Genomic DNA, 21,130 nt, shown 5'->3' on the forward strand with positions numbered 1-21,130 from the left:
CACCTAACCCGCAACAACGAATAAAATAGTAAATAGGGATTACCGGAGTGTGACCAACGAAGAACAGAATCGCTCGCACGACAGTGAGGAGGTGTCGCGGGAGGACAGGAGTCCGACAGACGCGACCGTCGTAGACCGCCGCACGTGCCTGAAATTAGCAGGTATTGCCACCGCGGCCCTAGCGGGATGTACCGGTAAAGGTGGTCCTACCACGGGCAGTTCGGCGGCACAGTTCGGCTACGGCGGCGAGCCCGCAGTGACGTCCCAGCTCGCCGCGGTCGACGTTTCGGAGGTGGCCGGGGACGCCAGCGTGGCGAAGTCGGTCAGCAGCCTCGACGTGGGTTCTCGGCTCTCGACGACGCTGTCTCCGGGCTCGTCCGATCTCTTCGCGTTTCGGCCCGACACCGAGGACGTGACTGTCACGTTCACGCCCGGCCCCGACACGGGGCCCGCGGCCCTCGGGGTGTTCAACCCCGACGGTGAACTGGTGTCACAGGCGTACGCGAGTTCGGCGGCCCCGGTGTATCTCCCGGAATCACTCTCTACCAGCGCGACACATTATCTGCAAGTCATGGACGTCGGTCGGGGCGGTGGCGATTACTCGCTGGCCCTCTCGACCGGCACCACGACGCAGTCCCAGTCCCCGTACGAGGGGACGGTCCGGTCGATTCCGGGCCGTATCCAGGCCCAGAACTTCGACATCGGCGGCGAAGGCGAGGCGTATCACGACACGTCCGCCGGGAACATCTACGGGTCCGCCAGCCGGGACACCGACGTGGACATCCGACCGACCGGGGACGAGTCCGGGACGTACAACGTCGGCTACTTCCAGGCCGGGGAGTGGCTCGAATACACGACCGACGTCTCGCCGGGGACGTACGACATCAGCCTGCGAGTGGCGTCGGCGCTCTCGGACGGCCAACTCGAACTGTCCCTCGGCGACCGGACCCTCGCGACCGTCACCGTGCCCAACACGGGCGACTGGACCTCGTGGGAGACCGTCACGGTAGAGGACGTCGAGATAACGGCCGAACAGCAATCGACGCTGCGGGTCGAGGCGCTGGATTCCGGCGTGGAGTTCAACTGGGTCGAATTCGAGAAAGTCGACGTACAAGACCCGTACAACGGGACGGCCGCGACGATTCCCGGCCGTATCCAGGCCCAGAACTACGACACTGGTGGGGAGGGCGTCGCCTACTCCGATACGACGGCCGGCAACGAGTACGACACCGGGTATCGCGACAGCGACGTCGACATCCGGGAGACCCAGGATAGCACGGGTGAGTACAACGTCGGCTACTTCGAGGACGGCGAGTGGCTCGAATACTCCGCCGACGTCTCGCCGGGCCAGTATGACATCAGGGTCCGCGTGGCGACGACCCGTGACGACAGACAGCTGCGGTTCACGCTCGGCGAGCGGACGCTCGGAACAGTAGACGTCCCAAACACGGGCGACTGGACGGCGTGGACGACCGCGACCCTAGAGGACGTGACCATCGACGCCGACGGACAGCAGGTCCTCCGGGTCGAGGCCGTCGGCTCCGGCATCGACTTCAACTGGGCCGAGTTCGTCGTCGCCGGCAACCAGCCGTACGACGGCGTCCCGGTTCTGCCGGGCCGAGTGCAGGCCCAGAACTACGACCTCGGCGGCGAGGGCGTGGCGTACCACGACACCACCGCCGGGAGCGAGTACGACCTCGACTACCGCGACTCCGACGTGGACATCCGGCAGACACAGGACGTCTCCGGCGAGTACAACGTCGGCTACTTCGAGGACGGTGAGTGGCTCGAATACACCGTGGAGGTGCCGGCCGGAACCTACGACGTCGACGTCCGCGTGGCGACGACCCGTGACGACAGGCAACTGCGGGTGTCGCTCGACGGCGAACGGGTCGGCACGGTGGCCGTCCCGAACACGGGCGACTGGACCGCCTGGGAGACGGCGACGCTGCCGGACGTGACGGTCGATTCCGGTGGCGAACACGTCATCCAGGTCAAGGCGGTCGGGTCCGGTATCGACTTCAACTGGTTCGAGTTCCGGGAGGCGACCGAAACGGAGACCGAGACCGCGACGCCGACGGAGACCGAGACGGCCACACCGACTGAAACGGCCACGCCGACAGAGACGGAAACGGCGACGCCGACACCGACGGAGACCGAGACCGCGACCGACGACTTCGGCAGCGAAGGCTACGGAATGGGTGGGTACGGGGGTACCCAATAAGACAATGGCAGAACGATACAACACGCCCGCGGAGGGCACGCTAGACTGGCACGTACCGCTCAACGAGAACTTCAAGAAGCTCGACAACCACGTCGAACTCCGGGACGCCGAATCCAACATGGACCAGTATTCGCCCAGCGCCGGTGCGAAGTTCCTGGCGACGGATACGGGGACAGTGTATCTCGGAGACGGCGACACGTGGAACCCCATCGGGGACATCACACCCTCGTCTACGGGGTCGAAGACCGCCGACGACGGGACGATAATTGCCCCGCCCGGCGACCTCCAGTCCGCAATCGACGACGCGTCGAACGGCGCCGAATGGGGCAAGCGGCCGACCCAGACCGTCCGGTTGGTCTCGGGCGAGAACTACACCGTGTCGGACACGATTAAGCTCCGGCGCGGCGTCCGACTGGAGTGCAACGGCGCCAGAATCGTCCCCTCCGGCGACTTCGACGTCATCGAGATGTACCGGGAGAGCCAGCTCATAGAGCCACATATCGACTCCCGGAACCAGGGCTGGAGTTCGACCCAAATCGTCGTCGGTGCCGACGACGCTGCGAAACTCGAAGCCGCAAACCGGGCCTGGGTCCGGGACGCCTACCTCATGGGCGACAAGGGAGAAGGAACGGGTCTCCAGTTCCGCGGCGGAAGCGGTGGCCCCTGCTCGATGCAGTGGGCGACCGGGACTATCAACGGGTTCAAGCGTGCGATAGACCTGTACGCGGCGGGTGGCGACACCAGTGGTCAGGGCGACTGGTCGAACGGCAACCACTTCGAGGGGCTCATCCGGAACTACGAAATCGGGGTCTCGATGCGGTCGGAAGGTGCAGCCGTCACAGGCAACTCCTTCCGCCTGCAGGCCCAGCCGAACCCGCGAGTCAGTAAATGGCTCTGGTACATGGAAGACGACCCCCGCTCCAGCTCTCAGCGCGGCGACTCCTCCTACGTGAAGAAGGGCAACGCCATGCTGGTGAAGTCCTGGGACAACATCAATTACGAGAAGAACCCGTACTACGACAGCAGTGACCGCAAGCCCCCGGTGTGGTACATCGGGAAGGGCAAGCAGTACGCGAACTCGCTGTACGACTTCGGTGGCCTGATGGGCAACCAGTACATCGTCAACAACGCCGACACCCCCGACAGAAACGGTATTCTCACCGGTCACGGCGGGCACGTAACGGGGACGACGGAGTGGAGCCAGCCGCCGAACTACCAGCGTAACGACAGCCGGAACTGGCACCACGAGTCACGGAACGCGTAACGCGTAACTCGTAATTCGTACCGACCGCTGTCCAGAAGCCCCCGGTTTCAGCTGTTCTCGGACTCCGGGTGCCATCTGCGACTATCGTTTCGGTCATATGCGGGGTTGAACCGGAGCTGTGTCGTTCCAGTGACCTCGCCGCCGTGTGCGGTGAAGATTCCGTTTCGGTCGGGATTGTCGGAGTTGTTCACGATGAACTCGTTTCCCAGCAGACCGCTGAAATCGTAGATGGAGTTCCCGTAGCGGGTCCCTCGGCCGAGATACCATATCGGCGCCCGTCGGTCCGAATCAGAGCTATAGGGGTTATTCGCGTTGTAGTTGTTGACGTCCCACGGGTACACGAAGAGGGTGTTGCCCTTCATCAGGTAGTTCTCGCTGTCTCGGTCGCTTCGGGGGTCGTCAGCCATCCACAGGAGCCATTCGCTCCGCTTGCTGTTTGCCTGTACTTGCGCCCTGACCGTGTTCCCGCTGACCGCCGCACCGTCCGACCGCATGCTAATCGCGACACGGTAGTTCCGAATAGTGCCCTCGAAATGGTTGCCGTTCGACCAGTCGCCCTGACCGCTGGTGTCGCCGCCCGCCGCGTAGAACTCCAGTGCGGTGTCGAATCCGTTGAGTATCCCGCTGGCTGCCTGCATCGAACACGGTCCGTCCTGTCCGCGAAACTGCAAGCCGGTGCCCCGTCCCGGCTCACCGAGCAGATAGGCGTCCTGTACCCAGGCTCGGTTCGACGGTTCTAGCTTGTCGGACTCCCTGGTTCCGACAAGGACTTGAATCGACTGCCAGTCCATGTTCCGCGTGTCGATGTGGGGACGGACTAGCTGTGTCTCACGGTGGAGTTCGAAAACGTTGAAATCGCCGGAGGGGACGATTCTGGCGCCGTTGCAATCCAGCCGGACACCGGATTTGAGGGTGATTGTATCGGATATTTCGTACGTTCGCCCGGAAACGAGACTGATAGTCTGTGTGGGTTGCTGACCGAAGTTGGAGTTCGTCGCGGTCGCATCGATTGCCGCCTGAAGCTCGCCCGGCGGAGCAATCACCGTTCCGTCGGCCGTCCGAGTGAAACCGTTCCGAACGACGTTGACCGATGCGCGTCGCTGCCACTCGTTCCCGTCGCCGATGTACACCTGTCCGGTGTCTGTCGCGAGGTACTTCGCACCGGTCTTCGGCGTGTACTGACTGCGGTTCTCCTCTGTGTCCCGGATTTCGACGTCGCCGTCTATCCGCGAAAAGTTCTCGTTGAGCAGTACGTCCCAATCCTGTGCACCCCGGGGCGGTCGGTTGTACGCGTGGTTCGCTGTGTTATCGGCCACAATATCTGTGTGCAGGACTCCCCGGGTGAAAATTATAATACGGCTACCGAAACGCTGTCCCCGCTATAGATATCCCATCTCTTCGAGATGCTCCGCAGTGGCTGCATCTATGTCGTGTTCGCTGCCGGCTGTCTCGCCCTCGAGAATCGAGTCGATTTTCGACCGGGCCTCGGACGTGTCGAATCCGGGGAGCCCGTACGACGCGTGTCCGGGCGTGAACATCTTGTACGATTCGAAGACACGATTGCCGTGTCGGACCTGTTTCCCGAACGGCTTCTGTAGCAACAGGACGAGGTAGATGAGCGAGGCAGTGACCTGTGACCCCTCCACGAATACGTGACCACCGTTCGCATCCCAGAGACTCTGGATGGTCCGCTCAAATCCGCCGGTCAGCTGGAGCAGCCGTTCGAGCGGGTCGGCAAGGGTCCCGTACCGGATGTGCCGGAGGTGATTGTATCCAGTTTCGCGGTCAGCGCCATCGATAACCCCGTCCGTCTGTCCGATGTCGACGGGGCGTGCCATCGCGTCGGCGACGGTCGGCACCAAGTCGACGTGGTGGAAGAGCCCATCGGCCCGTCCGGGTTCGAGGTCGGGATGGATGAACGTCGTCGGGACGTAGACGACTTCGGGCGTGGCAGCGTGTGTGTGGCCGAAGAACCCGTACTCGCCGAGGAGTTCACCGTGATCGCTCGTGTAGACCACTAACGTGTCGTCGGCGAGCCCGCGCTCTTTCAGGACACCGAGGACACGCTGGAATTCCTCGAACGAGCGTTCCACGCCCTGCTCGTAATCGATTCGTGCCTGTTCGGGTTGATTCGAAATCCTGTCGAAGTATTCGGCGGCAGTCTCGTCCGCGTACTCGTACTGGTCCCACTCGAACCCGTTGTACGGCGCATGTCCGCCGGGACGGCGGACGACGTGGACGAACGGCGGCTTCGCTTCCTCGATAGTCGTCCGCGCCGGAGAGCCGAAGATATCTGCGATGCCGTCGTTCATCCCTCCCTCGGACCCCATCGACGTCTTGTGTGTCTCGATGTCGAAGACGGACCGTACGTCAGGGGGTACTGTGTGTTTGAAACTGTGGATTCCGCTCCGCGGCGGTAACAATCCGGTCAGTAGGCTCCCGAACGACGTCGGGGTATGAGTCGACGCTGCGATGGTCTTGTGCGTCGGCCCGAAATCAGACAGCGTGTCCGCAATCGAATCGTATCTAACAGCGTCGTCGACGTAAATGAGGACGTTTTCGACATCCAAGTGCATTCTATCTGTCCCCAAGACTATCGGGAGCAAAGTAAGAGAGGTGTTAATCAACTGTACGGACGGCGCGCGCGAGGGTTCGAGTTCAAGCCACGATTGCAACTGTAGCGAGCCGACCGGCAGTATTACTAGTCAGTTCCTACTTGTGGATGGTATCCGTCCTGACCCGGTGGAGCAGACTGGCTAGCGTGTGTGCCGCCCTGTAGGTGTACTTCCCGCCGTATGCGACGAGAGCGTACACGAGCCGCGATCTATCAAGTGGATGGTATCGGAGCGCTTTGAGGAGGTATTTTTTTGCATCAGCGTAGTAGCCGTTTTTCAGCGCCTCCTGCCCGAGTGATTCGGTCGTCGCGGCCATGAACGCCCGCTCACATCGCCACCCGTACTCCGCGGCGAGGTCCCTATGTTTTTCAATGAACAGCGGGTACGAGATGTCGCGTTTCTCCTCGAAGTTGTCGCTGATGCTGTCTTCTCCGGTCTTGCGGCGCCGAGTGGTGAGCGCCTCGGGGACGGTTTTGAACTCGCAGTGACGGGACAGGCGCAGCAGCCAGTCGCGGTCCTGCCAGCTCGGGAAGTCTGTATCGGGGAGCCCAGCGGCCCGAACGACATCCCGACGTACCATTAGGGTGGTGAATTCACCGAGGGAGCGACCGCGGAGCATCTCTTCGGTGACGTCCCCCTCCAGCGAGAAGGTGACGGTGCGCACGTAATCGTCGTACACGTACTCGGACCCCGTGTAGACGACACCGACCTCCGGGCCGGCCTCGCGGAACGCCGCCACTTGCTTTTCGATTTTTGACGGGGCCCAGTCGTCATCGTCGTCGAGGAAAGCGATGTACTCGCCCGTCGATTCGCGTATCCCCGTGTTTCGGGCCTCGTTTGCACCTCTGTTTTCCTCGTGTCTGATTATCTCGACGGTCAGTTCGTCGAACGAGAGCGGACTGAGCGTGTCCGCCGCCGGGGTCGGTGAGTGGTCGTCGACAACGACGAGTTCGATGTGGCTGTACGTCTGCTCCTGAACGCTCTGGACGGCGTTGCGAAGGTTTTCTGGACGGTCGTACGTCGGGAGGACAACACTGACGAGCGGGTCGTTCATACCTGTTGGACGTGTTCTGCTGTGTCAGGAGACTCGGTCGAGTGTGCCGTCCGGTGCCACGTCGTGGGCCGGCGTCGCTGTGGTTCTCGTAGTATCTTGACGGTGCAGTGGGCGAGTGTCACTGTAGGTACCCTAGGTCTTCGAGGCGCTCTTTCTTGGTCGCGCTGATGGTGGTTTCGTCCGACGTGCCGCGAGCGAGGCGACCGAGTTCGTCTCGGAGGTCTGTCCCGAGGCGCTCACAGATGTCCGGGTGCATCGACGCGATGTCAATCCGTTCGGTAGGGTCCTCATCGCGGTCGTACAGTTCGGTGTCGCCCGGTGCCTCGATGAATTTCCAGTCAGTGGTTTTAATCGCTCGAAGCGGGCGGTCGAACCGCGTCGCGGTCTCATCGAACGACTCCACGGCCTCCCGGAGCGCATCCATCGACGGCTGCGGGACGAGATACTCGGCGATTGCGCTGTCCCGTACGGGGACGGTTCCGTCTCGGGGAACCAAACTGTGCGTCGAAACGTCCGTATCGGCCGGCGGCTCAGCGCCCGCGAGGTCTGTAACGGTTGGATACAGGTCCCGGAGTTCGACGGGTCCCGAAACTTCTCTATCGTTGAATAGTTCCGGGTATCGGATGATGAGCGGGACGTGAATCAGCGTCTCGTAGAGGCAGTACTGGTGGTCCATCAGCCCGTGTTCGCCGATGTTCTCCCCGTGGTCCCCGACCAGAATGATGGCGGTCTCGTCGAGAATACCCTGTTCGGCGAGTGTATCGTACAGCCGTCCGAGTTGCGTGTCAAGATACGCCAGTTCTGCCTCGTACAGGCTTTTGAATAGTTCTATATCCGCGTCAGTTAGCTCCCGGTCGCCGGCGACGTACTGCCAGGGGTCCTGGTCGAGGTTCGAGACGCGTGACGGGTCGGCACCGTCAGGCAGGTACTCGTCGAGAAAGGGTTCGGGCGGCTCGTAAGGAAGGTGGGGTTCGACGTAGTTCAGGAAGTAGAAGAACGGGTCGTCCGCCGTGCCGTTCTGCTCCAGCCATTTGACCGTCCGTGAGGTAGTGTGGCGTGCCCCATCGTCGTGGCGCTCCGCGAGGAACTTCGCGTAGCCGGTAGTAAGCGCGCCTTTGAGGAGGTCGACCGGGCCTTGCCCCCGAAACACGTCCAGAATGGTGTCGCCAGTCGCCGTCGTGTTCCGGTTGCTGATAACGCTCGAAAGCTCGGGGGCGTCCCAGAACAGGTCCCACTTCATCGAGAACTCGTCGAAGCCGGCATCGAAGCCGAACTCCGGACTTATCCAGACGTTGCCCGAGATGCCCGCCGTTCGGTAGCCTGCGTCGGAGAGTCGGGACGCGAGCGGCTCGGAGTCCGGGTCGAAGATGTGGTTCCCGGCGTGGACGCCGTGTGATGACGTGTACTTTCCAGTGAACATCCCGGCGTGGGAAGGGAGCGTCCACGGTGCAGTGGCCGTCGCGTCAGTGAACGTCGTTCCGTCATTTGCAATACGCGACAGCGTCGGCATCAATCCGGATTCGAGACCCGGAAGCACCGTGCGCGCACGTGCTGTATCGAGAACTATCAACAGCACGTTCGGCCGTTGCTTCGGTGACATTGGCACCCAGTTTTTCACCGACGGGTATAGTTATACGAGGTAAAACCGACCAATCTGCTGCTACTTCGCGTACAGTGTTTCATTCACCGATAGAGTCTGCCGGCCACCGGCGGAAGAATCGCTGGACTTCACAGACGTTCGATGCACAGCCGGTGTACGTAGTCATTAACAAACAGTCAACACCGAATCTGACGTAGTAATGAGCGAGTCAACTACTCCGCCTAATATCATCTGGATTACTCTCGACAGTATTCGCTACGACCGCACTACGTTGGATGGGCACACGCGAGCGACGACGCCGAACATGGAGCGTATCGCCAATCAGCCGGGCGGAGTCAGTTTCAGTAGTTGCATTGCCGCCGCGAACTGGTCGCTGCCGTCGGCAGCATCGATACTCACCGGAACCTTTCCCGAACACCACCGGACGGGCTACGGTACGAACAAGCTTCCAGAGGGCGTCAGCACCGTCGCCGAACGCCTTCAGGAGGCCGGGTATCAGACGGTCGGTGTCTCGGCGAACCATTACTTCAGCGAATCTACCGACCTTTCCCGTGGGTTCGAGACGTTCAAACACATCAATCCGAGCGACCTGTTCAGAGAGGTCGGCCCGCTTACGCTGCTCCGGTTCCTCGGTAACGTGCGGTCCCATTCGGGCGGTCTCAGTACGGAGAAGACGAAACACCGGCCCGACTTCTTCGTCAACGAAATCGTAAAGAAGCAGGTCTCGTCCCGAGCCGGGACGGATGACCCGTTCTTTATATCCGCACACTACCACGGCGCACACCTCCCGTACTATCCGCCGCCGGCGTGGCAGGACCAGTTCGCGTCGGACCTCGTCGAATCGCCACGGGCAGCGAGCGAGCGGGCCTTCGAACACACCGCCGACCTGCACCGAGGAATCGCCAACGTCAGCGAGTTCGGCGAAGCGGACTGGAGCGCTTTGAACGTGATGTACGACACACTCGTCGCGTACTCTGATTCGCTGATTGGAGAGCTCTTCGACCATCTGAAGACGCTTGACTTCGAAAACACCGTGTTCGTCGTGACCGCCGACCACGGTGACCTCCTCGGGGAGTGTGGCCTGCTCGGTCACAAATTCGTCCTTCACGACGGGTTGGTTCACGTCCCGGCCGTCGTACACGGGCTCGATTCAGTGGCCGATAAACAGGACGAACTCGTCCAGCATGTCGACATCGTCCGAACGCTTGTCGAGTGTGCTGGCGGCGATACGACCGGTTTCGATGGCATCGACCTCCGGAACGAACGACGGACAGCGGCACTCAGCCAGCGGGCCGCCGACATCCAGGGCCCACTCTCGGCGATACAGGAGCACGACCCGTCGTTCGATACCGAGTACTTCCACGACGCGGCGCTCAGTTCGCTCCGGACCCACGAGTTCAAATATCAGCAGAGTTCGGAAGGTGACGTGCTGTTCGAACTCCCCGATGAACAGTCAGACGTCTCTATGTCGTACCCCGACCGCAGGGACGAACTCAAGGCGGACCTCCAGCGGCGACTGAGCGAAATCGACAGTCAGAAAGTCGACGGGGAAGCGGCCGGGTTCAGCGACGACATCAGAGACCAACTGTCCGACCTGGGATACTTAGTCGAGTAAGACCGCTCCGAGAGCAGCGTGCCGAGCCGGATTATTCGGTGGTCCCCTCATCCACTTGTGGCGATACTCTCCAAGCTGTGTACCCGCCGTTCACGTATATTTTGTTCGCCGTCGAGTCCCGTTCTAATTCATTTAGATGGGACTCGCCATACCGGAAGAGGAACTCCTGCTGTTCCGGGGTGTAGTGGGAAGCAGTGTGTCGTTTGCGGTCGTACGTCTTCGTCACGAGATACGCACTGCCGTACGTATCCGCCGCCCTCACATCCGGTCCGGTGTATCCCAACGCATCCGGAACGTCGTTTTCCGTAGTGATGCCTCTCGGCCACAGGCGGTCGTGGTTGCTCGACAGCACGAACTCCTTCATTTTGTGTGACGTATCCATCGAGTATACGGGCTCTCCGAGGTCGTAGTTCGTCGACAGATACTGCGTCCCGTCGTACTCAGCGTGGGTGAGATGCCGGTTCGGCTCGTATGCCGCTTGGGCACCTAATCCAGCCGCAAGAAGCACGACGAGTGCGGACAAGACTATCAGAGATGACCGCTGTCGCTCGAAGAGATGGAGAATGAACATCCCGATAGCCACTGCGGCAAAGAGGATGGCGTAGCGTGACAGACGGATGTGGCCCTTGACGACGAGGTCACGGAACAAGAAGAGCACTGCCAGCGTTACACCGGCCATGAAATGTGTCGCGCCAAGGCCCCAGTCGTAGCGGTTGTTTCTGCGGAGGAAGGCCACGAGAACGAGTAGGAGAAAGAGGCCGGCGATCAGGAAGTAGAGGAACACGCTGCCGTAGAGGTCGACGAACTTCCAGGCTAACTGCACCGGAGTGAACGAAACCGACGTGGCTTTCGCCAGTTCCTGGGCCGCCGGGCTCGGACCTTTGTCCGGTCCGAACATGTTGTACATGGACACCTTCGTTTGTCGGAAGCCCTGTAACCAGATGAACTGAAGCGGCAGGAAGAGGGCACCCAGACGGAGACTGAGCGTCTCGATTGAGCTATCGAAGAGGCCTCGGTACAGAATTGAATACGCCGCCGTCACCGTAATCATCCCAATCATGAACAGCGTCGTCATCGGGTGCATGTAGATGACCGCGAGACCCAGCGTAACGAGAAGTAGGAGGTACGTCTTCTCGTTCGTCTGGCGGTACCGTTCGAGTACGAACAAAACGACCGGGAGTAGCATGAAGGACAAGATGGCAGGATGTGCCGAGAGGTGGAACGTGGTGTACAGGAGCGGCGCACCGACTGCTAGTCCGACTGCGATGCTCTCCCGCCGCTGACTGAACAGACGGATGACAGCCCCGATGGCCACGATATGTAGTAGAGTAAACGCGAAATTGATGCCGTACTGGGTGCTCGTCAGCGGAAGGCCCAGCATGTTTAGTTCCGCCATCAGAACGTGTTCGCCGGGATACCAGATGCCGGGGAGGCTCCCGGTTTCGACGATACCCTGGACGTCCCCGAGATGCCGAAGTTTGTCAGCCTCACCGCGTCCATAGAGCTTGTACCCTCGGGCAACTGGCAGGAACGTGTATATGAGGTAATTCGCCAGCAAGAGGGCCAGTCCGTGTCGCCAGAACGTGGTGCCAGTCGTAGCGGCGACAAACAGCAGTACGATGCTGCCGGCTAGTATCGCATAGAAGAGGAGCCAGTACGCCGACGGGAGCGACTCGACAATTGACGTTTCGTATCCCGTCGCCAGTTGGGTGCGAAGAAACAGCGCACCCTCTGCGAGGAGGAGGCCCGAGAGAACGACGGCGAGAGTCGCTTGCAGATGGCTATCGGTAAACCCGACCAAGTTGTCGAGACGGCGTTCGAGATTATTTACGATACTCATCGCTGGTGGAGAGAGATGAAGTCACTACCAGTGACACGGTTCACGTCCGCTTGTTCGGGTTTGTAACAATAAGTAAACGCAGCATAACGGGCCGTCGGCGCGGGTCGGACAGGGTCGGCAGTGCCGCGGACGACAGTGTCGTGCATATCGGTGTCAGGCATCGTTTTCGTATTCTCCGGCGTTGTTCTCCCGTCTCTGTCGGCCGTCGAGAGAGCGATACAGCCGAGTGTAGCGGGAGACCATCTGTTCGACGGTGAACACGTTTCGGACACGGTCGCACCCCTGCTCCCCGTAGCGCTCCCGGGTCGCGTGGTCCGCGAGCTCTCGCATCGCCGCTGCCATCTGTGTTGGCTCATCAGGTGGAACCAACCGTCCGGTCTCACCGTCGAGGACGACTTCCCTCACGCCGTCGATGTCCGTGGCGACAACTGGGCACTCCGCAGTCATGGCTTCGAGGATAGTCACCGGCAGTCCCTCGAAGGCCGATGCAGAGACGAAGGCATCGGCAGCCGCGTAATACCCGTGAATCTCCGGGACGCGTCCGGTGACCGTCACAGCCTCGGACAAGCCCGCGCTCTGGACCTTCTCTCGGAGCGATGCTTCGAGCGACCCCCACCCGACGATGAGAAGGTGTGCCGACGGCACGCTGTCGATGACCTCCCCCATCGCCTCGATGAGCGTCGACTGTCGCTTCTGGGGTTCGTATCGGGCCACGTTGAGATAGAGCGGGTCAGAGTCCGAAAGGCCCCACTCTTGGCGGACGGCACGTCCGTCAGCGGCGTCCACGGAGCCGGCGAAGGCGTCCACGTCAATCCCGTTGGGAATCGTGCTCCACTGCCGACCAGTATCGTGGTGAAAGACCTCGCTCTCACCGGTGAAGGCCGTCTGAACGCCCTCCGAGACGGCAACGGTCCGGGAGTCGAGCGGTCGGGTGAGACGTTCCGCCACCCGCTCGATTGGATGGTAGTTCGCCGGGACGTTGTGCTGTGTGCTCACGATGTGGTCGACGTCGGCCACGGAGCCGACGAGTCGTCCGAGCGATTGTGAGTACGGCAAGTGGCAGTGGAGGATATCGAACGATGTCCGGCGGAAGAACCGGAGCATACGCGGGAGCGAGCGTGGGTCGAACTGCGGGAACTCCCCGACCGCTCCGAAGTCGACCACGCGCGCGCCTGCGTCTTCGAAGTCCGTCCGGAGCGTGTCGTCACCGCCGAAGAAACAGACCGTGAAATCGAACGGTTGGTCTCGCGCTTGCTCGACGAGGTTCAGGACGATAGTCGGTGCGCCGTCAGGCGCGAGTTTGTTGATGAGAAAGCAGACGCGAACAGTCTCGTCCGGGGATTGGTGGGAGGCGTCGTCGTAGCTGTCGGTGCCCGCGGTGGGAGCTTCGTGTGTCGTGTCCGAGCGGCTCATTGCTCGTGCTCCGTGTTCGAGCCGGCGGGTATCACCTGCTCTTCGGCCTGGTCGCTGTCGACCTGCTGTTGGGAGGGCGTCGACGTGGAAATAGTACCGAGGGCCTGTGTCGTCTGCTCGACCGTTTCGGACCAGTCGTATTCTCGCATCACTATCTCCCTGCCGGCCTGGCCGAGCTTTCGTAGCGCATCTCTGTCGTCGAGCATCGAAGACATGGCCTCGGCTAGTGCCGTCGTGTCCCCAACCGGTACCGTCTGGCCAGCCTGCTCGATTACCTGTTCCGTCTGTTCCAGTCGGGTGCTGAGAACGGGCGTGGCACACGCCATAGATTCCATGACGCTTCGCGGGAATCCTTCTGTTCTACTGGCAAGTACAAACAGATCCGCGGCGCGGTAGACCGCCGGCATCTCCTGATACGGAACCCGCTCCAGAAACCGTATCGACTCGCGCATATTCTCTCGCTCGACAATCTGTTCTAGCTTGTCCCGAAGCGGTCCGTCACCGCACAAAAACAGTTTGGCCTCGGGGATGTTGTCTTGGACTATCTGAAACGCTTTCAGAACGTCCCGAGGCCGTTTCCCTTCGACCAGACGACCGACGAAAACGACTGCCGGACCAGTCGCATCGGTTATCCGGTCGTACGTTTTGCCGACTGGCGTGAATCGGTCGACGTCAATCCCGTTGTGGATGACGCGGATATCGGACGAGACACCGAGGTCCCGGAGGCGCTCGCGTTCGAGTGCAGTGTAAGAGAAGAGTACGTCCGCCGCGTTGTATGTGAACCGTCCGACAGTGTTGAGGTGGAACCGCGAAAACCATTCGGGGACTCGTTGCGACATGAGTCCGTGACACGTGACGGCGAGCGGGATGTCGGTCACCCGGCTGTAAGCCGCCGTGAGGTTGCTCGAAGAAAACAGGTGTGAGTGAGCGTGTACCACGTCGTACTCCCGAGCGTTGCGGAGGTACTTCACCGTCCCGGCGAACAGCGCGTTACCGAACAGTTCGATACGCGGCGACAGACGGACGAGGGTGTACCCGGCTCTCTGTTCGGTCTGTGGCAGAGACTGGTCGTTCGAGACGGTCAGGACCGTCACATCGTGGCCCATCTCGGCCTGGTCGCGGCTTAGAGCGTGTATGTGATAAGGTGCTCCCCCAACTTTGTCCGGAAAGATATCTTGGGCGACACGTAGGATGCGCATTCTGTGCAGGACGCTTGCTGTCCGATACTTATTGTTAAGCCTGTGCTTTCCAGGGTATCACAGTCCTAACCGCGTAACTGCTCCGGAGCGGAATTCGCGCGTTGACGAGTTTGTCGCCAAATTCCGTCGTAGTCTCCCGACCAGTTTGCGGACCATCCCACAGCGTGCGGTACGGCAAAGATACGAGAGATGCCTCGGGGTAGGAAGATAGTAAAAAAGCCTACTGACCGAGACGATGTCGATATGACAGGGCAGAGGCCGCTGGCGTTCTACGTTCCGTCCCTGACGGTTGGGGGGGCTGAACGGGTGACGGTGACAATCGCAAACGGGTTGGCCGAGCAAGGGTACGACGTCGATCTCCTCGTCTCGTTTTGTGAAGGCGAGTTCAAGAAAGAAGTGCGAAGCGACGTTCGCCTCATCGACCTAGAGACTCCGTCTATCTCGGGAATCGGTATCGGTGCCGCTGTCCCGGCGCTCCGAAGGTATCTCAGGACCGAAACGCCGAGCATGATTTTCTCGCAGATGACATACGCCAACGATGTCTGTCTCGTCGCACACGGATTGGCCGGCTCCGATGCGGTCGCGGTTCCGACGGTCCACAATACCCTCGGCGTGCAGGACTCGCCGAAAGAGAAGTTCGTCGAGTGGCTCGCGGACCGACTTGCCGACCGAGCGGACCAGTTCGTCGCCGTTTCCGAAGGTGCCGCCGAAAGCATCGTCGAACACGTGGGGGTCAGTCGTGAGGACGTGACCGTACTGCACAACCCGATTCCCGTCGAGGAGGTCCGCATGCGGTCCCGGGACCCGGTCGACCACGAATGGGTCGGCGTTCCGGAGTACGAGGTCGTACTCGGCGTCGGCCGCCTCGAGCCACAGAAGAACTTCGGCTCATTCCTCAAAGCGTTCAAACGGGTACACAAAGCGCGCCCACAAACGCGAGCAATCATCGTCGGTCGAGGGTCTGAGCGTGGCGAACTCGGGCAGTTGGCCCGGGATCTCGGAATCAGCGAGAAAGTCTCGTTTCCGGGCTACGTCGACAACCCCTACGGCTACATGGCCGGTGCATCCGTGCTAGCCATGTCGTCGGTACACGAGGGGCTCCCGACAGTGCTCATCGAAGCGCTAGCGTGTGGCTGCCCGGTCGTCTCGACTGACTGCCCTAGCGGTCCCTGCGAAATTTTAGAAGGTGGCGAAATCGGACCACTAGTCCCGATCGGGGACGATAGCGCCCTCGCAGATGGGATACGTACCACTCTGGCCGACCCACCGGACAAAGAGAGATTAGTCCAACGGGCGCGCGATTTCGCCCCCGAAGCCGTACTTCGGGATTACGAGGCGTTCATTCGAGCGCACCTGCCTACCGCAGCCCCGGCTCACAGAACGGCCTGACTCAAGCAGCATAGCGCCCCTCTGGAGCCTCTGTTACGACACGTCGAGCCAGACGTGGAGTTCCCGGTAGCTGTTCTGGGCCGTGGGCTGTTCGGGGACAGGCCCGTCGTAAAGCAGATACGTCAGTCGTAACCGCTCACCGCTCAACAGGGGTTCGACCGTGTGTTCCTGCCGCCACGTCTCTTCGGCGGCGATTTCGTTTCTGAACGAATCCAGTTGCGCACGCTGGATTGCCTCTCCGTCCTCGTTCGTAGCGACGAGCGTAATCACGACGGTGTACTGTTTGGTTTGCATCTCACGGTTCGTGACCGTGAAATACAGTGTCTCCTGGTCGCCAACCGATATCTCGGACGGATAGTTGTCAGCGACGAGCGTCCCGTTGTCCGCCTCGGTGAGGAGACCGAACTCCGTATATCGCTCACCGCGGGGCGGGTCCAGTGCGACAGCGCCGACGCTGAGTACCGCGACGAGGACAGCGATGGCAACAGCGACCGAACTGAGCTGTATCGAGTCGCCGATATTCGGGGTCTTGGCTCGGTACGACGAGCCGCCAAACGTAGTAGGGGAGGTCTCGTCGAGAGTCGATAGTCGGCGATACATCCCGATACTGGCCGCCAAAAGCGCTATCGACGACAGGGCAACCATCACTGGGGCCGCGGCGATATCCCAGACCGTGTATTCGAGATTCACCCCGACGATAATCGCGAAGGCAATGCTGGTAGCGATACCCAGCAGAAGCGCCTCGGAGCCGAACAACTGCTCGCCATCGAGTGACGAGCGCCGGTGTGGGAACATTGCCACCACCACCGAGTACCCCGGTGCGAAGAACAGAAACGGTATCGTCACCACGATTCGGAGCAGTGACTCTGACAGGAAAGTTGCCGCGAGCGCCAGCACGGTAAGCAGAATGACGGCCACCAGATCAGCCACTCGCAACAGAGATGAGGACCATCTACTCATGCGATACTGTCACCACTGGTCAGATATAAGTAGGAACTACATAATCGGACGACGTATCATCTGAAGAACTTCTTACCGATTCGCCAGAAGAATCCTCGCAGGAGCAGCATAGACAGCTTCGGAACGAACGAACTGTATCTGATCCCACTTGATTCGTCGCCGTAAAACGCCTCCATCGGTACGTCCCGTACAGTCAGTCCATTGGCGTCTAACTGAATGAGCATATCGTTCAGGAACCCGTAGTCGTCAAACAAATCGTTCAGCGAGAGTTGTTCGAGCGCCGTTGCGGAAATCGCAGTGTATCCGTTCTGTGGGTCGCGCATCTTCCAGTGTCCGCTCGCGACCTTTGTCAATATCGTGAGGAGTGCGTTTCCGAAAAACCGCCAGTTGGACATCTGGGCACAGTGGCGTCGTGATATCAAGCGGTTGCCCTTCGCATAATCCGCTTCTCCTTCAACGACTGGGTCGAGAATCTCATCGAGGATGTTCGGATCCATCTGACCGTCGCCATCGAGGACTGCAATCGCATCCATGCCGCTCATAAGCGCGAGCTCGTACCCCGTCTGTATAGCAGCCCCGCGACCACCGTTTGTCTGGTGACGGACCGGGACGATCCGTTTGTCGAGGAACGTCTGGCTTTCAGAGATCGTCGTTCCTGCCCCATCGGCAACAACTATTTGTTCCGCAGAATCACCGGTCACACCTGCCTGTTTCACCTCGGTATCCACGTATTCCTTGATCTCAGTCCACGTGCCATCTGTCGAGCAGTCGTCGATAACGAACACTTGGTCAACGTACTCCGGAAGTGAGTCGATGACGTCACTAATAAATCCCTCCTCATTGTATGCGGGAACAACAACACCGATTGTCGAACCGTTATACACGCTATGTCCCCCCCGAGAATGAGCCGTGTCGCTTCGCTTCTGTCAGTTGCACAGCACAGTCGCATTGCTGGAGGGACTCCGCTACGGTTGACACAGAGTTATCGACAGGTGAACTACTCATCTGGGGTCGGCGTGCATGCCAGACCCACGCGCCAACAGCAACCTCTGGTTCAGTGGTAATCATGGTAGGTCGTAGGGCCGGTCACCGGCCACCAATGGGGCCCTCTCTGACGCCATGTTGGAGAAATTGATCTATTGTTATTCCTTACTTTCCAGGGTTAGCAGTCATATACAGTGACGCATCAAATCGATAAATATCTCATTAGGTCAATCCAAGAAGTGCCTGTGTACGTCGATTACTCGGTAACAGCGAGAGGGAGTTATTCGAATTGATCCTGATACGTCGTTCTGATGTCCGCCTGGCGACTAGCGGTTAGGTTCTCGTACGACGCTCCGTAGGTGTCGTTGGCCAGTTCGTCCCACGACTCGATTCGGTCACCAGAATCAGTCTGGAACTGTGAATCGAAGTCCGCTTCGACCTTCTGTTGTGTTTCAATATCCAATCCAGTGAAATTAAACTTATCGCCAGCTTTCACATCAGCTCCATACTCTTGCCGGGCGATCTCCTCACGCGTCCGCACCTCTGCAGCCGCAAGACCGTCCGCGAACGGCTGCCGTTCATGAATCTCTTCGATCTGGCGCTTCGTCTCGTCGCTAACCTCGTTATAGTAGAGTCCGTACTTATCCTGGGTTATTTCGTCAAGCGAGGCGCGATCGCCCTCAGAGATACTGGTACCGCCGCCGGAACTGCTAGACCCGCTACCGTCCTTTGCCCACGATGGTTTGACCGACATGGCTGTTGACACACGCGCGTCCTCTGAGTAGATGCCATAGACATACGTCTGCAAACCCAGTGGTTCTACGGGATAATCTGTCGAGTCAGTTACTGTGTATTCAATCTCGAAGCGAACACGGGTCGACTCACCAGGTGCAAGCGTAACGTTTCTGTTGACTCCATAGGTCTCTGGTCGGTCGTCGTCATCGCTGTCGATGCGATGCTGGATCGATTGGGTCGCAGTTACGTTGCCAGTGTTCGTTACGCTCGCGGAGAACACAGCCGTATCACCGACGTACAGGACGTTCGGTCCGTCCAGATCCGACACCTCGAAATGGCTGTCCTCCACCGTCATCGAAACGGTCTCCTTGTCAGCAGCAGTCCCGAGCGAATGGTTGTGTATCCCGCGGCTCAAATTCGCCGTGTGCACCCCAATAGACACCGACGCCGACTCATTAGCAGCGAGTGAAACGGAGCGTGAGTAGGTGGTGTTCGTAGAATCACTGCGGAGCGTGACATTGTCGGTACCGCCCACATCGCCGACGTTCTCGACGACTACAGAGACATTGGCAGTTTCACCTTTCGTTACGTTAGCCGGTGCGGTCATGTTCTGTAGCCGGAACGTCGCCGGTTGCTGAACACTGAGGGTCCCGGTCGTTGTTGCGTTCTCCGTGGCGATCTTGTATTGATACTCATCTGGGGCCAAATCAGCAGTGTTGACCGTGGCAGTGCTCACCTGACTCTGGCCGCCCGCAAGCGAGTATACGCTCTCGTTCAAGATTTCGGTATCGAAGTATTGGCCGTTTCGGTCAGTATCGACAGCGAATCGGACGGTCTGGACGCCGCGATATGCACCGACATTGGTCAGGTTTGCCCGGATAGAGGCGTTCGTGCCACGGACGATAGTAGCGTTTGCAGTGGTATCGGCGAGTACAAATGTGGGGGGAGTGAGTACAACCAAATTTCCAGTTGTCTCCGGGGACGACGAGTCACCGACAGCAACGGCGTACGTATACTCTCCGGAACTGAGTTGCTCAGGCTCGACAGTCAGGGTCACTTCTGTCGGTTCAGCTGCCGAAAGCTCGACTTGTTTTGTTGTTACTGTTTCGGGAGACTGTTGCTCCTCGTCGCCGCTCAGCCGTAGCGCTACCTGTTTCGTTGTCGTTTCCGACCCTGCGTTCGTAATTCGAAGGCGTACACGCAACGGCTCGTCCGGCCGAATCTCGGCTGAAGACTGCACAGCGGTGATCTCCAGTTCGTCCTCGCCGGCAGTGGTCTCCGAATCTGCGGGCATATCAGCGAAGCCACCGATTCCGAGCCCTAACGTAGCACCTCCAAGGACCACCAGTCCAGCAACGCATCCAATCAGTAATTTTCCATAGCCTATTGACAACATGCGTACACAGGTATGTTATAAATCATTATTGTTACGGCTGTTATACCCGCTGGTAGACACTCTTTGTATTCAACATCGAAGAGCGGATTCCCGCAGTATAGATCTCAGAACAGGTAGCGTTCGTTTACCACCAGACACGTCCGTCAAAGTGACAGCGTCCAGCATAGTCGTAGTGAGTTGATACCGATCGTTGCTGTCTCAATTAAACGACTGCCGCATCTGGCTCCGCGGAAAACACGCCACTCGTGATACAATCCCTGATATAGTGTAACAGAGTATCACATACGCAAGAGCGTTATATTTGTTGTACATTCCTCCGATGGAAGAGAAGCACGGAGAAAGTTCTAAGCTGATGCGCTCGCACATTCTTGCTAACGCAAGTCCAAGATGTGACGGTTATGCCATGTTCTTCCGTTCGATTGTTTCCCAAATATCGACACCTTTCTCCGTGATATCGTACACGCGCCCTTTTTTTCGATCTTCTGAGACTAGTAAATCAACAAGTTCCGACTCACGAAGCTCTTGTAACGCACGTGAGACATGTGCAATACTCATGTCTCGATCGTCCGCGATCAACGACGGTGTCGCGGGGCCTTCTGACAATCGACGGAGAGTCTCGACTCGATACCGTGAACTGATCACGTAGCTCACTTCATCCCACTGATCAAAGTCTGCCATCGTATCTATTCGTATGCACGAGTGTCCCAGCTACCGTCTTTGGATACAGACTCGTGTACAGGGATATTCCATGTGCCTGTGGTTAATTGTTTCGCTCGTGTCGCTTGGTGTCGCTTCGTAACCATACACCATTCCGGTTGATTACCCTGCATACTGAGTATATG

At 59.5% G+C, this 21,130-nt stretch carries 15 protein-coding genes; 4 read left to right on the forward strand and 11 right to left on the reverse strand.

The features are described from left to right. Positions 1–49: 49 nt before the first annotated feature. The gene (locus D3D01_RS13835; RefSeq protein WP_121512573.1) at positions 50–2,224 is read left to right on the forward strand and encodes a carbohydrate-binding domain-containing protein; all 2,175 of its coding nucleotides are present in this window, start codon (positions 50–52) and stop codon (positions 2,222–2,224) included. A 4-nt stretch (positions 2,225–2,228) separates the two neighbouring features. Then, positions 2,229–3,488, forward strand: coding sequence for a hypothetical protein (locus tag D3D01_RS13840; protein ID WP_101351666.1), 1,260 nt, complete (start codon positions 2,229–2,231; stop codon positions 3,486–3,488). 47 nt (positions 3,489–3,535) lie between these two features. On the opposite strand, the gene D3D01_RS13845 is transcribed toward D3D01_RS13840, so the two are convergent. The 4 genes from D3D01_RS13845 to D3D01_RS13860 all read right to left on the reverse strand — a co-directional run bounded on the left by D3D01_RS13845 (position 3,536) and on the right by D3D01_RS13860 (position 8,757). Then, the gene (locus D3D01_RS13845) at positions 3,536–4,804 is read right to left on the reverse strand and encodes a hypothetical protein (RefSeq protein WP_101351665.1); all 1,269 of its coding nucleotides are present in this window, start codon (positions 4,802–4,804) and stop codon (positions 3,536–3,538) included. A gap of 63 nt (positions 4,805–4,867) precedes the next feature. Continuing rightward, on the reverse strand, positions 4,868–6,064 hold the full coding sequence (locus D3D01_RS13850) for a sulfatase-like hydrolase/transferase (protein WP_121512574.1): 1,197 nt from the start codon (positions 6,062–6,064) through the stop codon (positions 4,868–4,870). Positions 6,065–6,200: 136 nt separating this feature from the next. Further along, positions 6,201–7,157 carry a glycosyltransferase family A protein gene (locus tag D3D01_RS13855; RefSeq protein ID WP_121512575.1) on the reverse strand — a complete coding sequence of 319 codons (957 nt, stop codon included), beginning with the start codon at positions 7,155–7,157 and terminating at the stop codon, positions 6,201–6,203. Positions 7,158–7,275: 118 nt separating this feature from the next. Further along, positions 7,276–8,757, reverse strand: a complete 1,482-nt coding sequence (locus D3D01_RS13860) for a sulfatase-like hydrolase/transferase (RefSeq protein WP_121512576.1) — start codon at positions 8,755–8,757, stop codon at positions 7,276–7,278. 199 nt (positions 8,758–8,956) lie between these two features. Here D3D01_RS13860 and D3D01_RS13865 point away from each other — a divergent pair, with 199 nt between their 5' ends. After that, positions 8,957–10,372: a sulfatase gene (locus D3D01_RS13865; protein WP_121512577.1), complete on the forward strand. Its 1,416-nt coding sequence runs from the start codon at positions 8,957–8,959 to the stop codon at positions 10,370–10,372. A 31-nt stretch (positions 10,373–10,403) separates the two neighbouring features. On the opposite strand, the gene D3D01_RS13870 is transcribed toward D3D01_RS13865, so the two are convergent. The 3 genes from D3D01_RS13870 to D3D01_RS13880 all read right to left on the reverse strand — a co-directional run bounded on the left by D3D01_RS13870 (position 10,404) and on the right by D3D01_RS13880 (position 14,824). Continuing rightward, positions 10,404–12,212 (reverse strand): hypothetical protein, encoded by a 1,809-nt coding sequence (locus D3D01_RS13870; RefSeq protein WP_121512578.1) that lies wholly within the window; start codon positions 12,210–12,212, stop codon positions 10,404–10,406. A gap of 153 nt (positions 12,213–12,365) precedes the next feature. Then, positions 12,366–13,625 carry a glycosyltransferase gene (locus tag D3D01_RS13875; protein WP_121512579.1) on the reverse strand — a complete coding sequence of 420 codons (1,260 nt, stop codon included), beginning with the start codon at positions 13,623–13,625 and terminating at the stop codon, positions 12,366–12,368. Further along, positions 13,622–14,824, reverse strand: a complete 1,203-nt coding sequence (locus D3D01_RS13880) for a glycosyltransferase family 4 protein (RefSeq protein ID WP_101351658.1) — start codon at positions 14,822–14,824, stop codon at positions 13,622–13,624. Before D3D01_RS13880 ends, D3D01_RS13875 begins: the two co-directional genes overlap by 4 nt. A 243-nt stretch (positions 14,825–15,067) precedes the next feature. On the opposite strand from D3D01_RS13880, the gene D3D01_RS13885 reads away from it, so the two are divergent. Further along, positions 15,068–16,213, forward strand: a complete 1,146-nt coding sequence (locus D3D01_RS13885; protein ID WP_121512580.1) for a glycosyltransferase — start codon at positions 15,068–15,070, stop codon at positions 16,211–16,213. Between the two features lie 33 nt (positions 16,214–16,246). Here D3D01_RS13885 and D3D01_RS13890 read toward each other — a convergent pair whose 3' ends face one another. The 4 genes from D3D01_RS13890 to D3D01_RS13905 all read right to left on the reverse strand — a co-directional run bounded on the left by D3D01_RS13890 (position 16,247) and on the right by D3D01_RS13905 (position 20,966). Next, positions 16,247–17,173: a DUF1616 domain-containing protein gene (locus tag D3D01_RS13890; protein WP_121512581.1), complete on the reverse strand. Its 927-nt coding sequence runs from the start codon at positions 17,171–17,173 to the stop codon at positions 16,247–16,249. A 56-nt stretch (positions 17,174–17,229) separates the two neighbouring features. Beyond that, entirely contained in the window at positions 17,230–18,057 is an 828-nt protein-coding gene (locus tag D3D01_RS13895) for a glycosyltransferase family 2 protein (RefSeq protein ID WP_121512582.1), read from the reverse strand. Positions 18,058–18,437: 380 nt separating this feature from the next. Continuing rightward, positions 18,438–20,186, reverse strand: coding sequence for a hypothetical protein (locus tag D3D01_RS13900; RefSeq protein WP_121512583.1), 1,749 nt, complete (start codon positions 20,184–20,186; stop codon positions 18,438–18,440). Positions 20,187–20,684: 498 nt separating this feature from the next. Next, complete coding sequence (locus D3D01_RS13905; protein WP_053968835.1) at positions 20,685–20,966, reverse strand: winged helix-turn-helix domain-containing protein; 282 nt, start codon at positions 20,964–20,966, stop codon at positions 20,685–20,687. Positions 20,967–21,130: the final 164 nt, after the last annotated feature.

Source organism: Haloarcula sp. Atlit-7R, assembly GCF_003666065.1.
GTDB classification, from domain to species: domain Archaea; phylum Halobacteriota; class Halobacteria; order Halobacteriales; family Haloarculaceae; genus Haloarcula; species Haloarcula taiwanensis.

Coding starts and splice junctions, on each gene's coding strand:
- D3D01_RS13840 (WP_101351666.1), top strand. CDS start 2,229: ATGGCAGAACGATACAACACGCCCGCGGAGGGCACGCTAGACTGGCAC.
- D3D01_RS13850 (WP_121512574.1), bottom strand. CDS start 6,064: ATGCACTTGGATGTCGAAAACGTCCTCATTTACGTCGACGACGCTGTT.
- D3D01_RS13855 (WP_121512575.1), bottom strand. CDS start 7,157: ATGAACGACCCGCTCGTCAGTGTTGTCCTCCCGACGTACGACCGTCCA.
- D3D01_RS13860 (WP_121512576.1), bottom strand. CDS start 8,757: ATGTCACCGAAGCAACGGCCGAACGTGCTGTTGATAGTTCTCGATACA.
- D3D01_RS13865 (WP_121512577.1), top strand. CDS start 8,957: ATGAGCGAGTCAACTACTCCGCCTAATATCATCTGGATTACTCTCGAC.
- D3D01_RS13870 (WP_121512578.1), bottom strand. CDS start 12,212: ATGAGTATCGTAAATAATCTCGAACGCCGTCTCGACAACTTGGTCGGG.
- D3D01_RS13875 (WP_121512579.1), bottom strand. CDS start 13,625: ATGAGCCGCTCGGACACGACACACGAAGCTCCCACCGCGGGCACCGAC.
- D3D01_RS13880 (WP_101351658.1), bottom strand. CDS start 14,824: ATGCGCATCCTACGTGTCGCCCAAGATATCTTTCCGGACAAAGTTGGG.
- D3D01_RS13885 (WP_121512580.1), top strand. CDS start 15,068: ATGACAGGGCAGAGGCCGCTGGCGTTCTACGTTCCGTCCCTGACGGTT.
- D3D01_RS13890 (WP_121512581.1), bottom strand. CDS start 17,173: ATGAGTAGATGGTCCTCATCTCTGTTGCGAGTGGCTGATCTGGTGGCC.
- D3D01_RS13900 (WP_121512583.1), bottom strand. CDS start 20,186: ATGCCCGCAGATTCGGAGACCACTGCCGGCGAGGACGAACTGGAGATC.
- D3D01_RS13905 (WP_053968835.1), bottom strand. CDS start 20,966: ATGGCAGACTTTGATCAGTGGGATGAAGTGAGCTACGTGATCAGTTCA.